This window comes from Pseudoalteromonas sp. UBA6610 (assembly GCF_002433295.1).
Lineage (GTDB): Bacteria > Pseudomonadota > Gammaproteobacteria > Enterobacterales > Alteromonadaceae > Pseudoalteromonas > Pseudoalteromonas atlantica.
Genome location: NZ_DJHW01000090.1, coordinates 17,491 through 34,144, shown reverse-complemented (window position 1 = coordinate 34,144; position 16,654 = coordinate 17,491). Strand labels below are relative to the sequence as shown.

Annotated in this window: 15 protein-coding genes; 7 read left to right on the top strand and 8 right to left on the bottom strand. The window is 40.6% G+C overall.

Going from position 1 to position 16,654, the window contains the following annotated elements:
* Positions 1–2 precede the first annotated feature (2 nt).
* Both B4F91_RS11945 and B4F91_RS11940 read left to right on the top strand, forming a co-directional pair.
* Positions 3–1,418 (top strand): FAD-dependent oxidoreductase, encoded by a 1,416-nt coding sequence (locus B4F91_RS11945; RefSeq protein ID WP_004588108.1) that lies wholly within the window; start codon positions 3–5, stop codon positions 1,416–1,418.
* Positions 1,419–1,637: 219 nt separating this feature from the next.
* Positions 1,638–2,657, top strand: a complete 1,020-nt coding sequence (locus tag B4F91_RS11940; RefSeq protein ID WP_286937002.1) for a GGDEF domain-containing protein — start codon at positions 1,638–1,640, stop codon at positions 2,655–2,657.
* 12 nt (positions 2,658–2,669) lie between these two features.
* Here the strand turns inward: B4F91_RS11940 and B4F91_RS11935 are convergent, their stop codons facing one another.
* From B4F91_RS11935 to nadK, 4 genes are all read right to left on the bottom strand, one after another.
* Entirely contained in the window at positions 2,670–2,981 is a 312-nt protein-coding gene (locus B4F91_RS11935; RefSeq protein WP_286937004.1) for a hypothetical protein, read from the bottom strand.
* A gap of 37 nt (positions 2,982–3,018) precedes the next feature.
* The gene (gene recN, locus B4F91_RS11930) at positions 3,019–4,692 is read right to left on the bottom strand and encodes a DNA repair protein RecN (RefSeq protein WP_024033375.1); all 1,674 of its coding nucleotides are present in this window, start codon (positions 4,690–4,692) and stop codon (positions 3,019–3,021) included.
* Between the two features lie 75 nt (positions 4,693–4,767).
* Positions 4,768–5,334, bottom strand: a complete 567-nt coding sequence (locus B4F91_RS11925) for a hypothetical protein (protein WP_096041509.1) — start codon at positions 5,332–5,334, stop codon at positions 4,768–4,770.
* Between the two features lie 75 nt (positions 5,335–5,409).
* Complete coding sequence (gene nadK, locus B4F91_RS11920) at positions 5,410–6,294, bottom strand: NAD(+) kinase (RefSeq protein ID WP_004588103.1); 885 nt, start codon at positions 6,292–6,294, stop codon at positions 5,410–5,412.
* 284 nt (positions 6,295–6,578) lie between these two features.
* Here nadK and B4F91_RS11915 point away from each other — a divergent pair, with 284 nt between their 5' ends.
* Together B4F91_RS11915 and grpE are read left to right on the top strand one after the other, a co-directional pair.
* The gene (locus tag B4F91_RS11915; protein ID WP_054983110.1) at positions 6,579–7,544 is read left to right on the top strand and encodes an HrcA family transcriptional regulator; all 966 of its coding nucleotides are present in this window, start codon (positions 6,579–6,581) and stop codon (positions 7,542–7,544) included.
* A 58-nt stretch (positions 7,545–7,602) separates the two neighbouring features.
* Positions 7,603–8,217 (top strand): nucleotide exchange factor GrpE, encoded by a 615-nt coding sequence (grpE, locus tag B4F91_RS11910; protein ID WP_024033377.1) that lies wholly within the window; start codon positions 7,603–7,605, stop codon positions 8,215–8,217.
* A gap of 28 nt (positions 8,218–8,245) precedes the next feature.
* On the opposite strand, the gene B4F91_RS11905 is transcribed toward grpE, so the two are convergent.
* A complete protein-coding gene (locus tag B4F91_RS11905; RefSeq protein WP_286937006.1) occupies positions 8,246–9,445 on the bottom strand; it encodes a Bcr/CflA family efflux MFS transporter in 1,200 nt (399 codons plus the stop codon).
* 194 nt (positions 9,446–9,639) lie between these two features.
* Here B4F91_RS11905 and B4F91_RS11900 point away from each other — a divergent pair, with 194 nt between their 5' ends.
* Positions 9,640–10,437 carry a M48 family metallopeptidase gene (locus B4F91_RS11900; RefSeq protein ID WP_024033379.1) on the top strand — a complete coding sequence of 266 codons (798 nt, stop codon included), beginning with the start codon at positions 9,640–9,642 and terminating at the stop codon, positions 10,435–10,437.
* A gap of 72 nt (positions 10,438–10,509) precedes the next feature.
* Here the strand turns inward: B4F91_RS11900 and B4F91_RS11895 are convergent, their stop codons facing one another.
* The 3 genes from B4F91_RS11895 to B4F91_RS11885 form a co-directional block, all read right to left on the bottom strand.
* Positions 10,510–11,523, bottom strand: coding sequence for an alpha/beta fold hydrolase (locus B4F91_RS11895; protein WP_286937008.1), 1,014 nt, complete (start codon positions 11,521–11,523; stop codon positions 10,510–10,512).
* A gap of 162 nt (positions 11,524–11,685) precedes the next feature.
* Entirely contained in the window at positions 11,686–12,474 is a 789-nt protein-coding gene (locus B4F91_RS11890; protein WP_055255029.1) for a hypothetical protein, read from the bottom strand.
* Between the two features lie 134 nt (positions 12,475–12,608).
* A complete protein-coding gene (locus B4F91_RS11885; RefSeq protein WP_004588096.1) occupies positions 12,609–13,922 on the bottom strand; it encodes a Na+/H+ antiporter NhaC family protein in 1,314 nt (437 codons plus the stop codon).
* Between the two features lie 339 nt (positions 13,923–14,261).
* On the opposite strand from B4F91_RS11885, the gene dapB reads away from it, so the two are divergent.
* Positions 14,262–15,059 (top strand): 4-hydroxy-tetrahydrodipicolinate reductase, encoded by a 798-nt coding sequence (dapB, locus tag B4F91_RS11880; RefSeq protein ID WP_138685009.1) that lies wholly within the window; start codon positions 14,262–14,264, stop codon positions 15,057–15,059.
* Between the two features lie 364 nt (positions 15,060–15,423).
* The gene (gene carA, locus B4F91_RS11875) at positions 15,424–16,560 is read left to right on the top strand and encodes a glutamine-hydrolyzing carbamoyl-phosphate synthase small subunit (RefSeq protein ID WP_004588094.1); all 1,137 of its coding nucleotides are present in this window, start codon (positions 15,424–15,426) and stop codon (positions 16,558–16,560) included.
* Positions 16,561–16,654 lie beyond the last annotated feature (94 nt).

Sequence of the window (16,654 nt, the reverse complement as noted above, 5' to 3'; positions counted from 1 at the left end):
GTATGAGCGAAAATGTATATCAATTTATAGACGTGCAGCGTGTTGATCCGCGCAAAAAACCAATCTCGTCGCGTAAAAAATCTTTCGTGGAAATTTACGAACCCTTTTCTGAGAATCAGGTAAATTCACAAGCTGACCGTTGTTTAGATTGTGGTAACCCTTACTGTGAATGGAAATGCCCAGTGCATAACTACATTCCACAGTGGTTAAAACTAATTAGAACTGGCCGTATTTTAGAAGCGGCTGAGCTTTCTCATCGAACAAACAGTTTACCTGAAGTATGTGGACGCGTATGTCCACAAGACAGACTGTGTGAAGGTTCATGTACGCTTGATGAAGAGTTTGGCGCAGTAACGATAGGTAATATTGAAAAATACATTACCGATACCGCTTTTAAAATGGGCTGGAAACCAGACATGTCATACGTGACATGGACGGATAAAAAAGTGGCTATTATTGGTGCGGGTCCGGCTGGTTTAGGGTGCGCAGATATTTTAGTGCGTAACGGTGTAAAGCCAGTGGTTTTTGACCGTCACCCAGAAATTGGTGGATTACTTACTTTTGGTATCCCTTCTTTTAAACTTGAAAAAGAAGTAATGCAAAAGCGCCGTGAAATTTTCACCGAAATGGGTGTGGAATTTAAGCTAAACGTTGAAGTGGGTGTAGATATCACTATGGACGAAATTTTAGCTGACTACGACGCGGTATTTTTAGGTGTAGGTACGTATCAGAGTATGCGTGCTGGTCTTGAAAACGAAGACGCGCCAGGCGTACACGACGCACTGCCATTTTTAATTGGTAACACAAATCGCGTTATGGGTTACGATGAAAAAAACCAAGCGTGCATTGATATGGCCAATCAAAAGGTTGTGGTACTTGGCGGTGGTGATACCGCGATGGACTGTGTGCGAACGTCTATTCGCCAAAATGCAGCTAAAGTAACCTGTGCTTATCGCCGTGATGAAGAAAATATGCCTGGCTCTAAGCGTGAAGTTAAAAACGCTAAAGAAGAAGGTGTAAACTTTACCTTTAATGTACAGCCAACGGGTATTGTACTTGATGATAATGGTCATGTTGCAGGCGTTAAAATGGTTAAAACACAACTGGGTGAGCCTGATGAAAACGGCCGTAGCCGAGCAGAAGTTGTACCAGGCTCTGAGCACGTACTTGAGGCAGACCAGGTTATTATGGCGTTTGGCTTTAAACCACACAAAATGGACTGGTTAGAAAAGTATGATGTAGAAATTAACCACTGGGGCGGCATTAACGCACCAGAGCAAGGTGAATTTACTCATCAAACAACTAATCCGAAAATATTTGCAGGTGGCGATATAGTGCGAGGCTCTGATTTAGTGGTAACGGCTATTTTTGAAGGGCGTAACGCTGCTGAAGGTATTATGGATTATTTAGAGGTTTAATTATCTCGTTAAGTTTTAAATATAATAAAGGCAAGCCAACTGGCTTGCTTTTTTTTGCTTTTTTTCAAATGAAAAAGTATTAAAAAATTGTCATTAACCAATAATTAACGTGTAAATCTTGCTTAAAGTACTATTTCAGTACAAACTTGCTGCTAACTTCTTTTTTAAATCCTCGGAAAATGGGCTTTTAAAGCTCGCTTGCAAATAAAAAATAATAATATGAATGCATACTCAGACAACAGAGAAAGAAAGCTAATTGTTCGCTTTTTTTCGACCATCGGATTTATAGCTACCTTCGCTATGGCGTGTAATGCATTGTCTAATGCTGATGTAGTGCTTGGTATTATGCTGCTAGTTTCAGCTGGTTTTTATGCGTGGGCTTTTAGCCTTTACCGTGCAGTCGAAAAATCAGCGACCACCATTTTATATAACCTTTACTGTTTAATGCTGTATTTAGTGATCTCGGGCGGAGCTGAAGGTACTGGGCCAATTTGGATATTTATTGTATCACCGGTGACTTACTCTATCAGAGGCCTAAAAAAAGGAACATTTGATATTATTGCCTTTTTATTTGCCGTGATCGCCGGCTTTATTATTACAGATAACTTTAATATTTATGATTATCAGCCTGAAGCACTTCCACTAAGGGTGGTCATTTCTTTTATTATTGTTGCTTTATTAAGTGGTTTTTATGAGCGCTCACGGGAAAAATACAATGAAAAAATAGTCGCGCTGAGTCAAAAAAATGAGCGCCTTGCCACAATAGATCACTTAACTGATTTACCTAACAGACGTTTTATGATGAAAGAACTTGCTGAGCTTAAACATCTTCATAAAAAAAATAAGCAGCAGTATGTAATTTTGCTAGCTGATGTTGATAATTTCAAAAACATTAATGATAACTACGGCCACGACTTTGGTGATGAAGCGTTAACCCAACTTGCCAATATTTTAAAAAAGAGCATGCCAAAGCAAGGTATTGCTTCTCGGTGGGGCGGTGAAGAGTTTTTAATTGCACTACCAAACAGCGACAAAGAGCAGGGGCAAAGTATTGCAGAAAAAATTCATGCCGAATTACAAAAAAATCCAGTGCGCATGAATGGAAAATCGGTGGTATTAACTATAAGTATGGGGCTTGTGCAAAGCCAGTTAGATACAACCATAGCCCAAGACATAAAGCTTGCGGACGAGCGATTATACAAAGCAAAAGAGCAAGGTAAAAATAGAACTTGCTCTTAACGCTTGCGTTAGTTAATCCATAGAAAAACTATCAAGGCTGGGGCGGCTTTTACTTTTTCGCCGCTGTAAACTTAAATAGCACATTGCACTGCACAGTACCTGTGCTAATAAAAGTAACCATTGATTATTAGCCACTATGTTGCCAATAATAAACCACTGCCAAACACTCACCGTTACTTGATAAACCAATATAAGTTTTAAAAAGCTAAAGAGTTTTAGCTTAAATTCTGCGTGCTTAAACTTACTAAACCCAATAAGCAAAAAGCTCAAAACAACAAGTAGCCACCCAGTAACATGGCAAAAATTTATCAGCATGCTTTGCATTTAAAACGTCTCTCCACTGTTGTAGCAAAAGTATAACTTAGGCGTGCGCCATAATAAGCTCTTTAGCATTTGCTTTAGCGGTTTTACTTATATTATCGCCACCAAGTAAGCGTGCAATTTCATTAATACGGCCATCTTTATTTAGGCTGAGCATTTGAGTAAAGGTCTCGCCTTGTGCTATTTCTTTTGCTACAAAAAACTGCTGATGCGCACTACTTGCAACCTGGGGTAAATGGGTTACACAAATAACCTGTGTTGATTTTCCTAGTTGGCGTAATAACTTGCCTACAGAGGAGGCGGTAGGACCTGATATACCTACATCCACTTCGTCAAAAATAAGCGTTGGTGTTGTCACTTTTTGGGCAATGATCACCTGTATGGCAAGGCTAATACGCGACAGCTCACCACCCGAGGCAACTTTAGCTAAAGGTTGCAATGGCTGCCCAGGATTAGTAGAGACTAAAAATGAGACGCTATCAAAACCTAATGCATTGGGTTGGCGCTCAGCTTCTTGGGTAAGCTGAATTTCAAAGACCCCATTTTCCATTGATAAATTAGCCATGCTTTCACTAATTAATTGATTTAATGTATTAGCATATTTATGGCGACTTTCGCTTAGCTGATCACTGGCGTGCTGGTATGCACTTAGCGCATTAGTTATTTCATCGTCTAATTGCGCCAAACGTGAGCTATTGTTACTAATTGATTCTAGCTCTTGTGTTAAACCTTGATGAAACTCAACCAGCTCTTGAGGCTTTATATGATGCTTACGGGCTAAGTCCATCGCGCCACTTAAGCGGGCTTCTACTTCTGTTAATCTTGCAGGGTCTAAGTCGGCCTGCTCTGCGTAGTTTCTTACTTCTCTGCTTGCTTCTTCAACTTGCACTGCGGCTTCATCTAATAATGCAGCTACACTTGCTAAGCTTTCGTCATAATTTGCAAGCTCGGCAAATTGTTGAGCGCTGTGTTGCAGCATTGAACAGGCATTTTGCTCATCACTTTCGTATAAATGCTGAAGTTCGCGCTGGCAGGCTTCTAAAATGGTTTGGCTATTACTTAGCTTGTAATGTTCGGCTTCTATTTGTTCAAACTCGCCGTCTTGTAAGGCAAACTCATCTAATTCGGCAACTTGGTATTCGAGTAATTGTTTTTGAGCGGCTTGTTGTAATTGCTGTTGCTCAAGCTGTTTAAATTCTTTTTGCAGGTTTGCATATAATTTAAAGCTTTGGCTAACCGCTTTTACAAGCTGGTTGTGGCCTGCGTAGGCGTCAAGCAGTTGCAGCTGGTGTTCAGCTTTTAAAAGGTGTTGATGAGCGTGCTGTCCGTGTATAGAAATTAAATACTGTCCCAGCTCTTTAAGTTGAGCTGCTGTAACAGCGCTGCCATTAATATAGCTTTTGCTACGGCCATTTTTACATACAACGCGTCTAAGTAGGCATTCGTTGTCGTTACTCGTTAGCATGTGTTGTTCTAAAAATGCTTTAGCAAGAGGAAGGGCAGTTAAATCAAATTGTGCGCACACTTCTGCTTTATCTGTGCCAGGGCGAACCGCCGACGCTTCAGCGCGCTCGCCTAAACACAGTGAAAGTGCGTCAATGGCAATCGATTTACCCGCGCCGGTTTCACCCGTGATCGCCGTCATGCCGTTATGCCACTCAGTGCTTAAGTTACTTACAATTGCAAAATTTTTAATTTCTAAACCAATTAACATACTGTTCATCCATCCAGTGAATTAACTGTTAATTTATACAGTGTTTAGGTTTTTTGCAAATTAATTTTTTACTTTTTAAGCAACACTCGCATTTTGAGAAAACTGACTATCAGAGTCAGTACTTTCATCAGAAGGTGTTTCGTCAGTATTTTCAAGGCTTTCGCTTGGGTTTTCAGGTGTGTCAGTTTTAATTTGTACAATCAATGAGGGTAAAATTTCGTGATAAAACGCTTTATTATAAAGTATGCCTTGCTGGGGTAACTCACTCACAAAGTACTGTATATTATCTTGTAGCGCTTGGGCGTTTTCACTTTGCAGTGCTTTTTGAAACTCAATCGAAAGCGTGCTCACTAAGCTGTCGCTAATATCTTCTAAATGTTGTAGGTTTTCATCTGTATGGGGCTGAACCACAAAAAAATTGGCCACAATTGCCTGAATTTGCGCTACATACTTAGGTCTTATTATTTTGGCTTCTAATAAATTGTTTAGCTTGGTTTTGAGGCGAGTGTTTACTTGGGCAACACGTTCGTTAAATTGTTTTTTCTTGGTTTCTAACGCTTTTTTTCTATTGTTTTCAACTCTAATATAAGCGCCAAGCAAAGTGATAAGTAATAACAAAGCAAAGATAACAACATAAGTCATTGCTAGATATTCCTAGTTTGATTAATTTTTATTTGTCTTGTATTTTGCGCTAAAGCACTACGCTTGGCAATAAAATTAGTATAAACGGCTGCCCCAATTAAGTTTAGTACGTAAAACGTTGTAGTAAGAGTAGTTTTTTGGGTGAATTAAGCGCAGTTTTCTGTCGGCTTTTTTAATAACCACTTCATCGCCGGGTAAAACGGCAAGCACTACATGGCTGTCGCAACTGACTTGTAAGCTGTCGGTGTTCTCAAGGCTTAACTTTAAGCGTACCTCGTTATCGGCATCAACCACTAAGGGTCTGCTTGATAATGTATGCGGGAACATAGGCACTAACGAAATTGCATTAAGCTCAGGTGTTAAAATGGGCCCGCCACCCGATAAAGAATAAGCTGTAGAGCCGGTAGGGGTTGATACAATTAAACCGTCAGAGCGCTGAGAAAACACAAAGTCGTTATTTATAAAAGCCTCAAACTCAATCATGTGGGCAACTTTGTCGGCATGTAGCACCGCTTCGTTAACGGCTGAATTTGCACTTTTAAGTTCGTTATGGCGATATACTTCTACCTCGAGCAAAAAGCGTTTTTCTTCTAAATATTCGCCGCTTAACACTTGCTCTAGGCTACCTTCAAAGCCCTCTGGATTTAAGTCGGTTAAAAATCCTAAATTACCTCTGTTTACGCCTATTACAGCTACATCAAAGCGTGCAAGTACGCGTGCAGCACCAAGCATATTGCCATCACCCCCTACAACAATAGCAAGGTCGGCTTGCTCGCCTAAGCTAACAAGGTCAACTTGATGAGTATCAGGGACATCCGATAACTGCCCACCGGTGCGCTTTTCTACAATCACGGTAAAGCCAAGAGCCGATAAAAAAGTATGTAAACGCTGTAACGTAGCCGCAGCTTTAGGGTGGTTTGGTTTACCTATAAGGCCAATAGTTTTAAACGGTGAGTGCATAACGGCTGCAATAAAAAGTAATAATATTTTTGTAGGGTAACTCAAAACAGAAGTGTTTGAAAACACAGATTTACCAATATGATAATGATTCAATTACGCCTGTATATTGCCAAGCTCACCTAAGAGCTGATTATTGGCTCAACAGATTAAATTACCCCTTTAATTTTTATATTTAATGCTTAAAAATAGTTGCAGCAGTGTTTTATTGTAATGCATGCAACAACATATTCACTTAAAGCGTGCTTTAGGCTTGAATTTGTTTTAACTGCCCCGATATCTCTTTCATGCAACAAGATGTAGATAACATGAATATAAACCCTCGAGATCAACAAATTTTTTCAGCAGTGATGAGCCTTTATTGTAATGGTGAAGGGTTACCCGTTCCATCAACAAAAATAGCGAAGCAAAAAGGCATGGCGGTTTGTTCTGCCACGGTACGAAATGCTATGGCGCGACTTGAAAAAGTAGGCTTGTTATATTCCCCTCATACATCGGCAGGGCGTGTGCCTACAAACCAAGGGTTTGATTATTGGTTTGATGAGTTTTTTCCGTTAGCTGAAATAGCTAATTACTGGCAGCCACAACAAGCACAACTTGTGGAGCTGGCCCATGGATTAAGTAAAAAGTACCAAGTATGTTGTTGTGTAGGCTTACCCCAAGCAAGCTCACAACAAGTGTTTAGAGTAGAAGTGCTTGAGTTTGATTCTAACGATTGGCTTGTACTGCTAATAGATAGAGCAGGGCAAAGCCATAATATTTGTATCAACAAACCTGATGATTCCTCAGATGCCGTGCGTTATCAATTTGCAACTTGGTTAAACACAGTATTTAGCCAACAAACCTTAATGGAAGGTTTGTACAGAATGCAAGCAATGGCAAACACCGCACCGCGTAATTGCCATGACTCACTGACACAGTGGACGCGCCAGCTTAGTCATAAGCTTGGATCAGATAACAGTATTGTAGTAGGCGAAAACTATTTATATAAAAAGGTCGATTGCGAGCAAAGCTTAAATATTGGCGTTTCATTTTTAAATTTTGTCGAAGATAAACTCGCATTTAAAAACGGGGTATCAGTTTTAAACACTGAAAACTTACCGTTTACAGAGTGTAATGAGCTGATAGTAATTAGTGTGCCGTACTTTCAAAATCAAGAGTATCAAAGCCGTTTTTGCGTAATTTGCCCTAAATCGGCGCAAATTGAACAATTAATCCAAGAATTTAAATTATTAGAGCCATCTAACTCTTGAATCTTTTTATTCAATCCCCATAATTACCGCAGTTGTAAAGAATTGGAGCACGTATTTTATGTCTGAGCAGACACAAAACCCAGAGCAAGAAGTAGAACTAAACGAAGAAGTAGCTCAAATGGAAGCTGATGTTGAAGCAGCAGTAGAAGCCGCAGAGCAACACGAAGCAGACCAAGAGCAAAGCCCTGAAGCTGAAATTGCAATGCTATACGCAGAGCTTGAAGCTGCTAAGCAAACCATTGCGGATCAAAAAGACAGCGTTGTACGCGCCGCCGCAGATGTAGATAACATTCGTCGTCGTGCTGCACAAGATGTAGAAAAAGCACATAAATTTGCACTGGAAAAGTTTGCTAACGAATTACTTCCAGTAATCGATAACCTAGAGCGCGCTATTGAGTTTTCTGATAAAGAAAACGAAACCTTAAAGCCATTGCTTGAAGGTATTGATATGACAGTTAAAAGCTTTAACGATGCGGTTGCAAAGTTTGGCGTTGAAATTGTTAACCCACAAGGTGAGCAATTCAATCCAGAATTCCACCAAGCAATGTCTATCCAACCAAGTAACGATGTTTCACCAAACACGGTACTTGCAGTAATGCAAAAAGGATACACATTAAATGGTCGTTTATTACGCCCTGCAATGGTTATGGTATCTAAAGCAGCAGACGCTTAATTAGTCACTGTTTATAAAAAATGCCTCATTATGAGGCATTTTTTTTGTCTATTTTATAGTGGATTATCTGCACCAGCATAGTTAATAGCACGGCGCTAAACATTAAGCTTGAAAACGGTACAGCACTTTTTGCATGCACCACCGCAAGCAAAGGGCCAACGAGCGCGCCACTGCCAAAGCGCAGCGTTCCAATAACAGCGGTGGCGGTACCGGTGTTTTTTTCAAACTTCATTAATATTAATGAATCAGCATTACTTGCTGTTACCCCTAGGCTCATCATTAAAGGCGCAATGGCCGCTACAATGTAATATAAAGAAAGCTGCAACAAGCTAAACGTAAGCAGTGCCAGCCCAGAGGCAAAGCCACATACAAGCCCTATGTACAGCATTTTTCGAGAGCCAATTCTTGGTACAATTCGGGTATTTAAAAAGTTACCACACATAAGTGCCATGACATTAAATGCGAATAAAATACCAAATAATTGCTCAGATACATTATATAAATCTAGGTATACAAAAGGCACTGAGGTTAAAAAGCAAAAAAAGCCAAACGAGACAAACATAGAGCTTAATATGTCTGCACGTGCATCTTTATTACTAAGTACCGTTTTATAGCTGTCGAAAAACAAGGCTAGGCCTTTTTTCTCATTTTTATGAATGGGGATATCAATTAAATACACTTGTACAAACGCTAAAATTAAAAAGCTATAGGCTGCAAGAACCAAAAATATGGTTGACCATACCGAGAACCCTAAAATAAACGAGCCCAAAGAGGGGGCAACTAAAGGCGCTACCATCATAATCATAGATACATACGACATGCCCTTAGCGGTGTTTTTTTGATAAATATGCCTAATTACGCCAGGCACAACCACCGTAGCTGCCGCGCCGGTGAATGCTTGCACGGCTCTAAGTACCCAAAAGGTGTGTATTTCGGTGGTAAAAGCCAGCGCAAATGAGCTTGCACCAAATAAGGTTAAGCCAATCCGGGCTAGTTTTCGTCGACCGAGTTGATCGGCAATAGGGCCAAAAAATAACATGCCTAGCGAGTAGCCAGCCAAATAAATACTTAGCGAAATTTGTACATTTGGCATAGTGGTTTGTAAATCGTTCGCAATAACCAACATGGCCGGTAAGTACATGTCTATAGCCAGCGGCGTAATAGCAACAATACTGGCTAACAAGGGTAACAAAATTCGGGTATTAAAAGACGAGGCCGAGGCGTCCATGTAGTCACTCAACATTCACTAAAAACAAGGCTTATAGTGTAACAGGGCTATGCAAGGGTATAAACTTAGTTTGTCTGGCAAGGTCATTTATTTATTAAAAATAAAAAGCGGCGTAATAAAGAGCAAAGATTCTAAACTGGCACTGTGTTTGCTATTCTACAACTAATAAAAATTAAAGACTTGAAGGAAACACCATGAAAAAGCTAGCCCTTGCCTTACTCGCAACCGCAGTTTTAGCCGGCTGTAAAACATCGCCTACGGGGCGTACTCAAATTGCGCTGTATTCAGAGCAACAAATGAGTGAAATGGGCACCGCAAGTTTTGCTCAAATGAAGGAATCACAGCCAATCAATAAAGATGCAAAAACCAATGCGTATGTAAATTGTATTGCTGAAAAGGTCGTGGCTGTTTTACCAAAAGAATACGCCTCACAAAATTGGGAAGTCGTGGTATTTGAAGATGAGTCGGCAAATGCCTTTGCATTACCTGGTGGCTACATAGGTGTTCATACGGGGTTATTAAAAATAGCCACCAATCAAGATCAGCTTGCAACCGTACTAGGGCACGAAGTGGGCCACGTTATAGCAGAGCATTCAAATGAGCGTGTATCGCAAAGCTCAATTTTAGATACCGGTATGCAATTAGGCAGCGCTGCGCTTGAAATGGGCAATGTACAATACCGCAACGAAATTATGCAAGGTTTAGGCTTAGGCGCGCAGTACGGCGTAGTTTTACCGTTTAGCCGTTCACACGAATCAGAGGCCGATACCATTGGCTTAGATTTAATGGCGCAGGCTGGTTTTAACCCACAAGAGTCAGTAACGCTTTGGCAAAATATGAGCGCAGCAGGCAGTGGTAGCACACCTGAGTTTTTATCTACTCACCCTGCACCGAGCAATCGAATTAATAATTTACAAGCACAAATGAGCGAAGCTCTTAGCGAGCAAAGTACGGCTAAATCGCAGGGTAAAAACCCGCAATGTACGCTGTAAATTAGTTTTTATATAAAAAGCCCCTGTAAGCGGTTTACTTACAGGGGCTTTATTTTATTAGGCATAAAGCTATTACTCACTTAGTGCTTGTTTAAACACTGCCTTAAATCGCTCAAAATCTTCTACTTGCGGTAAATGACCTAAATTATCAAGCTCAAACAGTTGCGCATCAGGAATGAGCGCAGCAGCGTGTTTTCCTAATTTGTCGTAACGCCCCAGCTGATAATCTATCCCGTCTTTTTTCCAGTTTCGGCCAGGGCCTGTTCTGTCACGCGTACCAATAATTAATTTAACGGGCACGGTTAAGTCTTTAAATTCAGTGATCACCGGTTGGGTAAAAATCATATCGTAGGTTTTAGCGTTAACCCAAGCAATTTGCTCTTTATCTGGGCCTTGTATTTGCCCTGTAATAAAGTCGGTTAATGCTGAATACTGAGCATTCCATTGGCCATCGTAATAGTTTTTTTGCTGGTACTTTTTAACACCTTCGGGCGTTTTGTTAAGCTCATTTTTATAAAAAAAGTTGGTGTCTTTGTATTTTACATAGTGTAAGTAGTTTTCAAGCCCTATTGGATTAAGCAAAATCAGTTTAGTGGTTGTATCTGGGTACATTAATGCAAAACGGCTCGCTAGCATTCCCCCCATCGAGTGGCCAACAACAATCGACTTTTCAAGCTTTAGCGAGTCCATTAATGCATGTGTATGATGCGCAAGCGCCGCAAATGAATATTGATAGTTAGTGGGCTTTGAAGACTTACCAAACCCAATTTGATCGGGGATCAGCACCCCAAACCCAAGCGACTGTAAGTAACGAGCTGTGGGGCTCCAGTAGTCGGCATTAAAGTTTTTACCGTGCATTAGCGTCACTGTTGGCATATTTTTTTGTGTGGGTTTTAAATAAATATACGCCATTTTTAGCGATTGCTTTTGTGATGCAATATCAAAATAATTTACTTTAAAATCATACTGGTAATTTGTTAAAAGTGCATCGTAAGAGAGGGTTTTAGAGGGTTCTGTACTACTGGCAAATGCATTATTAGTAAAGGCTAATAATGCAGACAAACAAATAACTTTAATCGCTGGCATTTCCTTACTCCTATTAAAGGCAAGCACACGGCTTTAATTAAAGTAAGACAATAACTAAGTATTAAAGGCTGTTCAATTAAATAGTTTTCATGGCAAAAAAAAGAGCACTGTTTAAGTGCTCCGTTTAAAAGTAATGTTGACTCTGTTTTACACTGTATGGACTTAAAAAGTCCACTCAACGTGTATTTGTGGAACCGATTCAGTGACCTCAGTGCCTAGCTTATTATGCCAGTATTGCAGTTCCATACCCAGTAATAGGGTGTTTTCTTTCATTTCTAACGCGTGGCCCATATCCCATACTAAAATAGGCTGTGCAAGTATCCACGCTTCTACGTCGTTACCAAACTCATCTTCGCGCTCTGCAATGTATTCAGCGTGTCCTTTAAAGCTAAATTTTTGCGAGCCTAGGGTAAACGGGTATTCAAAGGCTACATCAAACATCCAGCTGTTAGTTTCAATAGGGGCACCGCCTTTGGCTACGCCTTCACTGTCATCAATATAGGCAGTGACAAGTGTTTGAAAAAAGTTGAACCCAGGTACATCCCAGCTTAATTTAACACCCGGTAGGTATTTCATCATTTTGGCATCGCCGGCAACGTTAATTCCGCCAGTAAGGCCTACATCTAATAATGCACCAGCGCCAATTTTCTCACCGCTAATAGCCGATAAGCTTAGCGTTGAATACCATTCGCCGTAAAAGTCGCTATCTTGGTAGCCGTCGGTTGTATCGTCTTTGCTGTAATCAATAAAGAAAAAGTTATCACCGTAATCATAGCCCGATGCATGTTGCAGCGAGTAAACAGTAGTGTCTGATTCTTGCTTGGTAAATGGGTTTTTTTGGTCGCCATTATTAACATGTAATGCGGTACTGCTCCAATTAGCAGCAAGGGCAGAAGATGATAAAGCGATTGACGTAAGGGTAACGAGGGGAAGTATTTTTTTAAATTTCATAATCTGTATTTAACTATAATTTTAGTGACACGCGAAAGCGCGCATTATAGCACAAGGTATTGATTTGTAGATTATTATTTTAACATATGTTGCAGCTTATTTATTAAGCTGCAACATAAGGTTTTGCAAGAAATTTAGGCTTTATTGCGGCGCAAACAAATAACGGCAATGGCAGTAAAGGCTAAGATAAAGCAGTAGTAAGATGACGTTGACACTTCCCACGGGCTAATTTTAAACGTAGCACCTAACAGTAATGCTTGAGCACCATAGGGCAGTGAGCCTTGCGTAACACAAGCAAAAATATCGAGTAAACTTGCAGAGCGTTTACCACTTATTTCGCCATCATCAGCAAGTTTTTTAGCAATAGGGCCTGCAACAATAATTGATACCGTGTTATTGGCTATACACACGTTGCTGGTTAATACCAATGCAGCTATACCAAGCTGATCAGCTACTTTGCGGTGCCACTTGGCAATCACTTTTGTAATGGCTTGAATTTTTTGTGCCAGAAAATCAAGGCCGCCGTTAATACGAATAAATTCAGATAAGCCACCAATAAACATAGAAAGTAAAAATATTTCCTGCATATCGGTAAAGCCTTTGTAAATATCTTTTACAAAGCTTGCGCCTTCGTAGCTGCCGGTAAAGCCCATTAGCGCGGCAAATACAATACCGCTAAATAGCACCACAAACACGTTCATACCGGCAACAGCCAATACTAAAATAAAGGCATAAGGCAGCACTAATAATAAATCAAAATCTTTAGTTTCTACTGCTTGTGGAGCAGGTGTTAAATAAAGCAGCAAAGCAATGGTTAATACGGCAGCAGGAACCGCTATTTTTAAGTTTTCTTTAAACTTGTCTTTCATTTCACAGCCTTGCGTACGCGTTGCCGCAATGGTTGTGTCTGAAATAATAGAAAGGTTATCACCAAACATTGCGCCCGATACTATAGTGCCGGCCATTAGTGCTGGGTCGATGCCTGTTTTAACCGATACCGCATAAGCAATTGGCCCTATAGCACCAATGGTACCCATTGATGTACCCATTGCAGTAGAGACAACCGCAGCAATTAAAAATAGCCCAGGTAATAACAGCGACGGGGGAATAAGTGACAAGCCTGCGTTTACAACCGCATCCACACCACCGGTGGCACTTGCTACTGCCGAAAATGCACCAGCAAGTAAATAAATTAAACACATGGTAATAATGTTGTTGTGTCCTGCGCCTTTAATAAAGGTTTCAACACATTGGTTTACAGTGCCTTTGTTTAAAATAAAGGCAAGCATAATAGCGGGTAGTATAGCAACCGGCGCTGGGAGCTGGTAAAAAGCGTAATCAACCCCTTGCGATTGTAAATATAAACCTGAGCCTAAAAAAAGGGCAACAAAGGTAAGAAGGGGAAGCAAAGATAGAATTGCTTTGTTTTTATTAAATGTTGGCTGCATTGTATTCCTCATAACCAGTTAATATAACCACAGCCAAAACTCCTCTTTTAGCTGAATTTAGTAGATCACTCTTTAATAAAAAAGTAGATGACCACAGCGCCCGCAAGCCAAAGACCAAATCGACGCGAAAGAGAAGTTTAAATGTATAGATGGCTAAAGTAAACTGGTATTGTTATTATTATTTAATTAAGGGCTTACCTGACTATTGCACGACTTTTAGATAATATCTACCGGTGTGCGATTATATGCGGCTAATAATTGCTCAAAGCAAGTTTAGGGCGGCAAATTAGTCAGGGTACGCAACAACAGATCCAACTAAATAAGATTAAGGCAATAACAATGAATCGAATAGGTGTTTTTGGTGCTAACGGCAGAATGGGCTTAGCCCTATTAGAAGCCGCGACAATTAAAGAGCAAACACAACTTGGTGGTGCGTATGTTCGCAGCAGCTCATCGTTATTGGGTATTAATGTAAATCAAGTAAACAGTGCAGCCGACAAAGCCATTAGCTTTAGCGACGAGAGCAAGGTTGCTGATGTTGATGTACTTATCGACTTTACGTTACCAGCAGGTATGCGCAATCACTTAAAAACAGCGCTCGATAAAAAACTGCCTATGGTTATAGGCACCACAGGTTTAACTAGCGAAGACATGGCATTATTAGAAAATGCTGCTAAACATATTCCTATTGTGTTTGCGCGTAACTACAGCGTTGGCGTTAATGTGCTACTTAACCTAGTGCAAACAGCGGCCACTAAGTTTGGTGACGACCTAGATATAGAAGTTTTTGAAGCGCATCATCGTCATAAAATAGATGCGCCCTCGGGCACAGCATTAGCCATTGGTGAATCTATTGCACAGGCTAAAGGGTGGGATCACGATGAAGTAGCGGTATACGACCGCAGCCAAGTAGAAACCGCAAAATCACAAAATGAAATTGGCTATTCAGTACTAAGAGGCGGGGACATAGTAGGTGAACACACCGCCTATTTCGCAACTATGGGCGAAAGGCTTGAATTAACCCACAAAGCAAGTTCGCGAATGACCTTTGCATTAGGAGCTATACGGGCTGCGCAGTGGTTGCAAAATAAACCAGCAGGACTTTATGATATGCAAGATGTGCTAGATCTGAAGTAGTTTAGTTACTTTTTTAGCTGTTTGGGTCTATTTTTGCCTAAAGCGACTTATTTGTAGTATTTATCTAAATAACGTTAGACCTAAATAGCATCTTCATGTAGAATGCAGCCAATTTGCCAAAAATTACTAAATGCGTGTTTCCAATTATACCCAAGTGGCTAGTAAAACCAGGGGTTTCAGTGGGAATGAAAAGAGTTTTAGGCAAGAAAAATGATTGAAGGTTTAGCGTTTTATATCGGCATCATTTAAGACTGCGTAAAACAATTTAAGCTCACAAAAAAATCTGGTTTTGACGATCCCTCTGGGTATTGGCGGGGTGTTAAGCATTTGCTTACTCCCGTTTTTTACTGTTAGGAGGTTTAACTTGACTAAATCCGCTCTGTTAGTCCTAGAAGACGGCACAGTGTTTCGCGGTACTGCAATCGGCGCTGACGGCATGTCAGTCGGTGAAGTAGTATTCAATACGTCTATGACTGGTTATCAAGAAATTTTGACTGATCCATCATACGCGGAACAAATCGTAACTTTGACGTACCCACATATCGGCAATACGGGTACCAACAGCGAAGACGAAGAAGCGAATCAAATTTGGGCTAAAGGCCTAGTGATCCGTGATTTGCCACTGCTAGCAAGTAACTTTCGTAACGAGCAATCGTTAGATGATTACTTAAAACAACGTAATATTTTAGGTATTGCGGACATCGACACCAGAAAGCTTACCCGTATTTTGCGCGACAAAGGCGCACAAAACGGCTGTATTATTGCCGGTGACGAGTTAGACGAAAACAAAGCGTTACAAGCCGCGCAAACCTTCCCAGGTTTAAAAGGTATGGATTTAGCAAAAGTTGTCTCAACCAAGGAAAATTTTGAGTGGCGCGAATCAAGCTGGACATTAGGCCAAGGATTTAAAACCCTTAGCAGCGATGATGAAAAGTTTCATGTAGTAGCCTACGACTTCGGTGTTAAACGTAATATTTTACGTATGCTAGTTGATCGCGGTTGTAAATTAACCGTTGTACCAGCGCAAACCTCAGCCGCCGATGTACTTGCTTTAAACCCAGATGGTATCTTCTTATCTAATGGTCCTGGCGATCCAGAGCCATGTACTTACGCTATTGATGCAATTAAAACCTTTTTAGAAACCGACACACCAATTTTTGGTATTTGTTTAGGGCATCAATTATTAGCACTGGCCTCAGGTGCTAAAACAGTAAAAATGAAATTTGGCCACCACGGTGGTAACCACCCAGTAAAAGACTTAGACCGCGATGTAGTAATGATCACCGCACAAAACCACGGTTTTGCTGCCGATGAAGACACACTACCAAGTAACTTACGTGCCACGCACAAATCGTTATTTGATGGAACACTACAAGGTATTCATCGTACTGATAAGCCAGCGTTTAGCTTCCAAGGTCACCCAGAAGCAAGCCCAGGCCCGCACGATGCTGCCCCATTATTTGACCACTTCATCGACCTGATGCAAGCGCGTAATAACTAATTTAACTGGAGTAATAATGCCAAAACGTACCGATTTAAAAAGCATTCTTATCTTAGGCGCAGGCCCAATTGTAATTGGTCAAGCTTGTGAATTT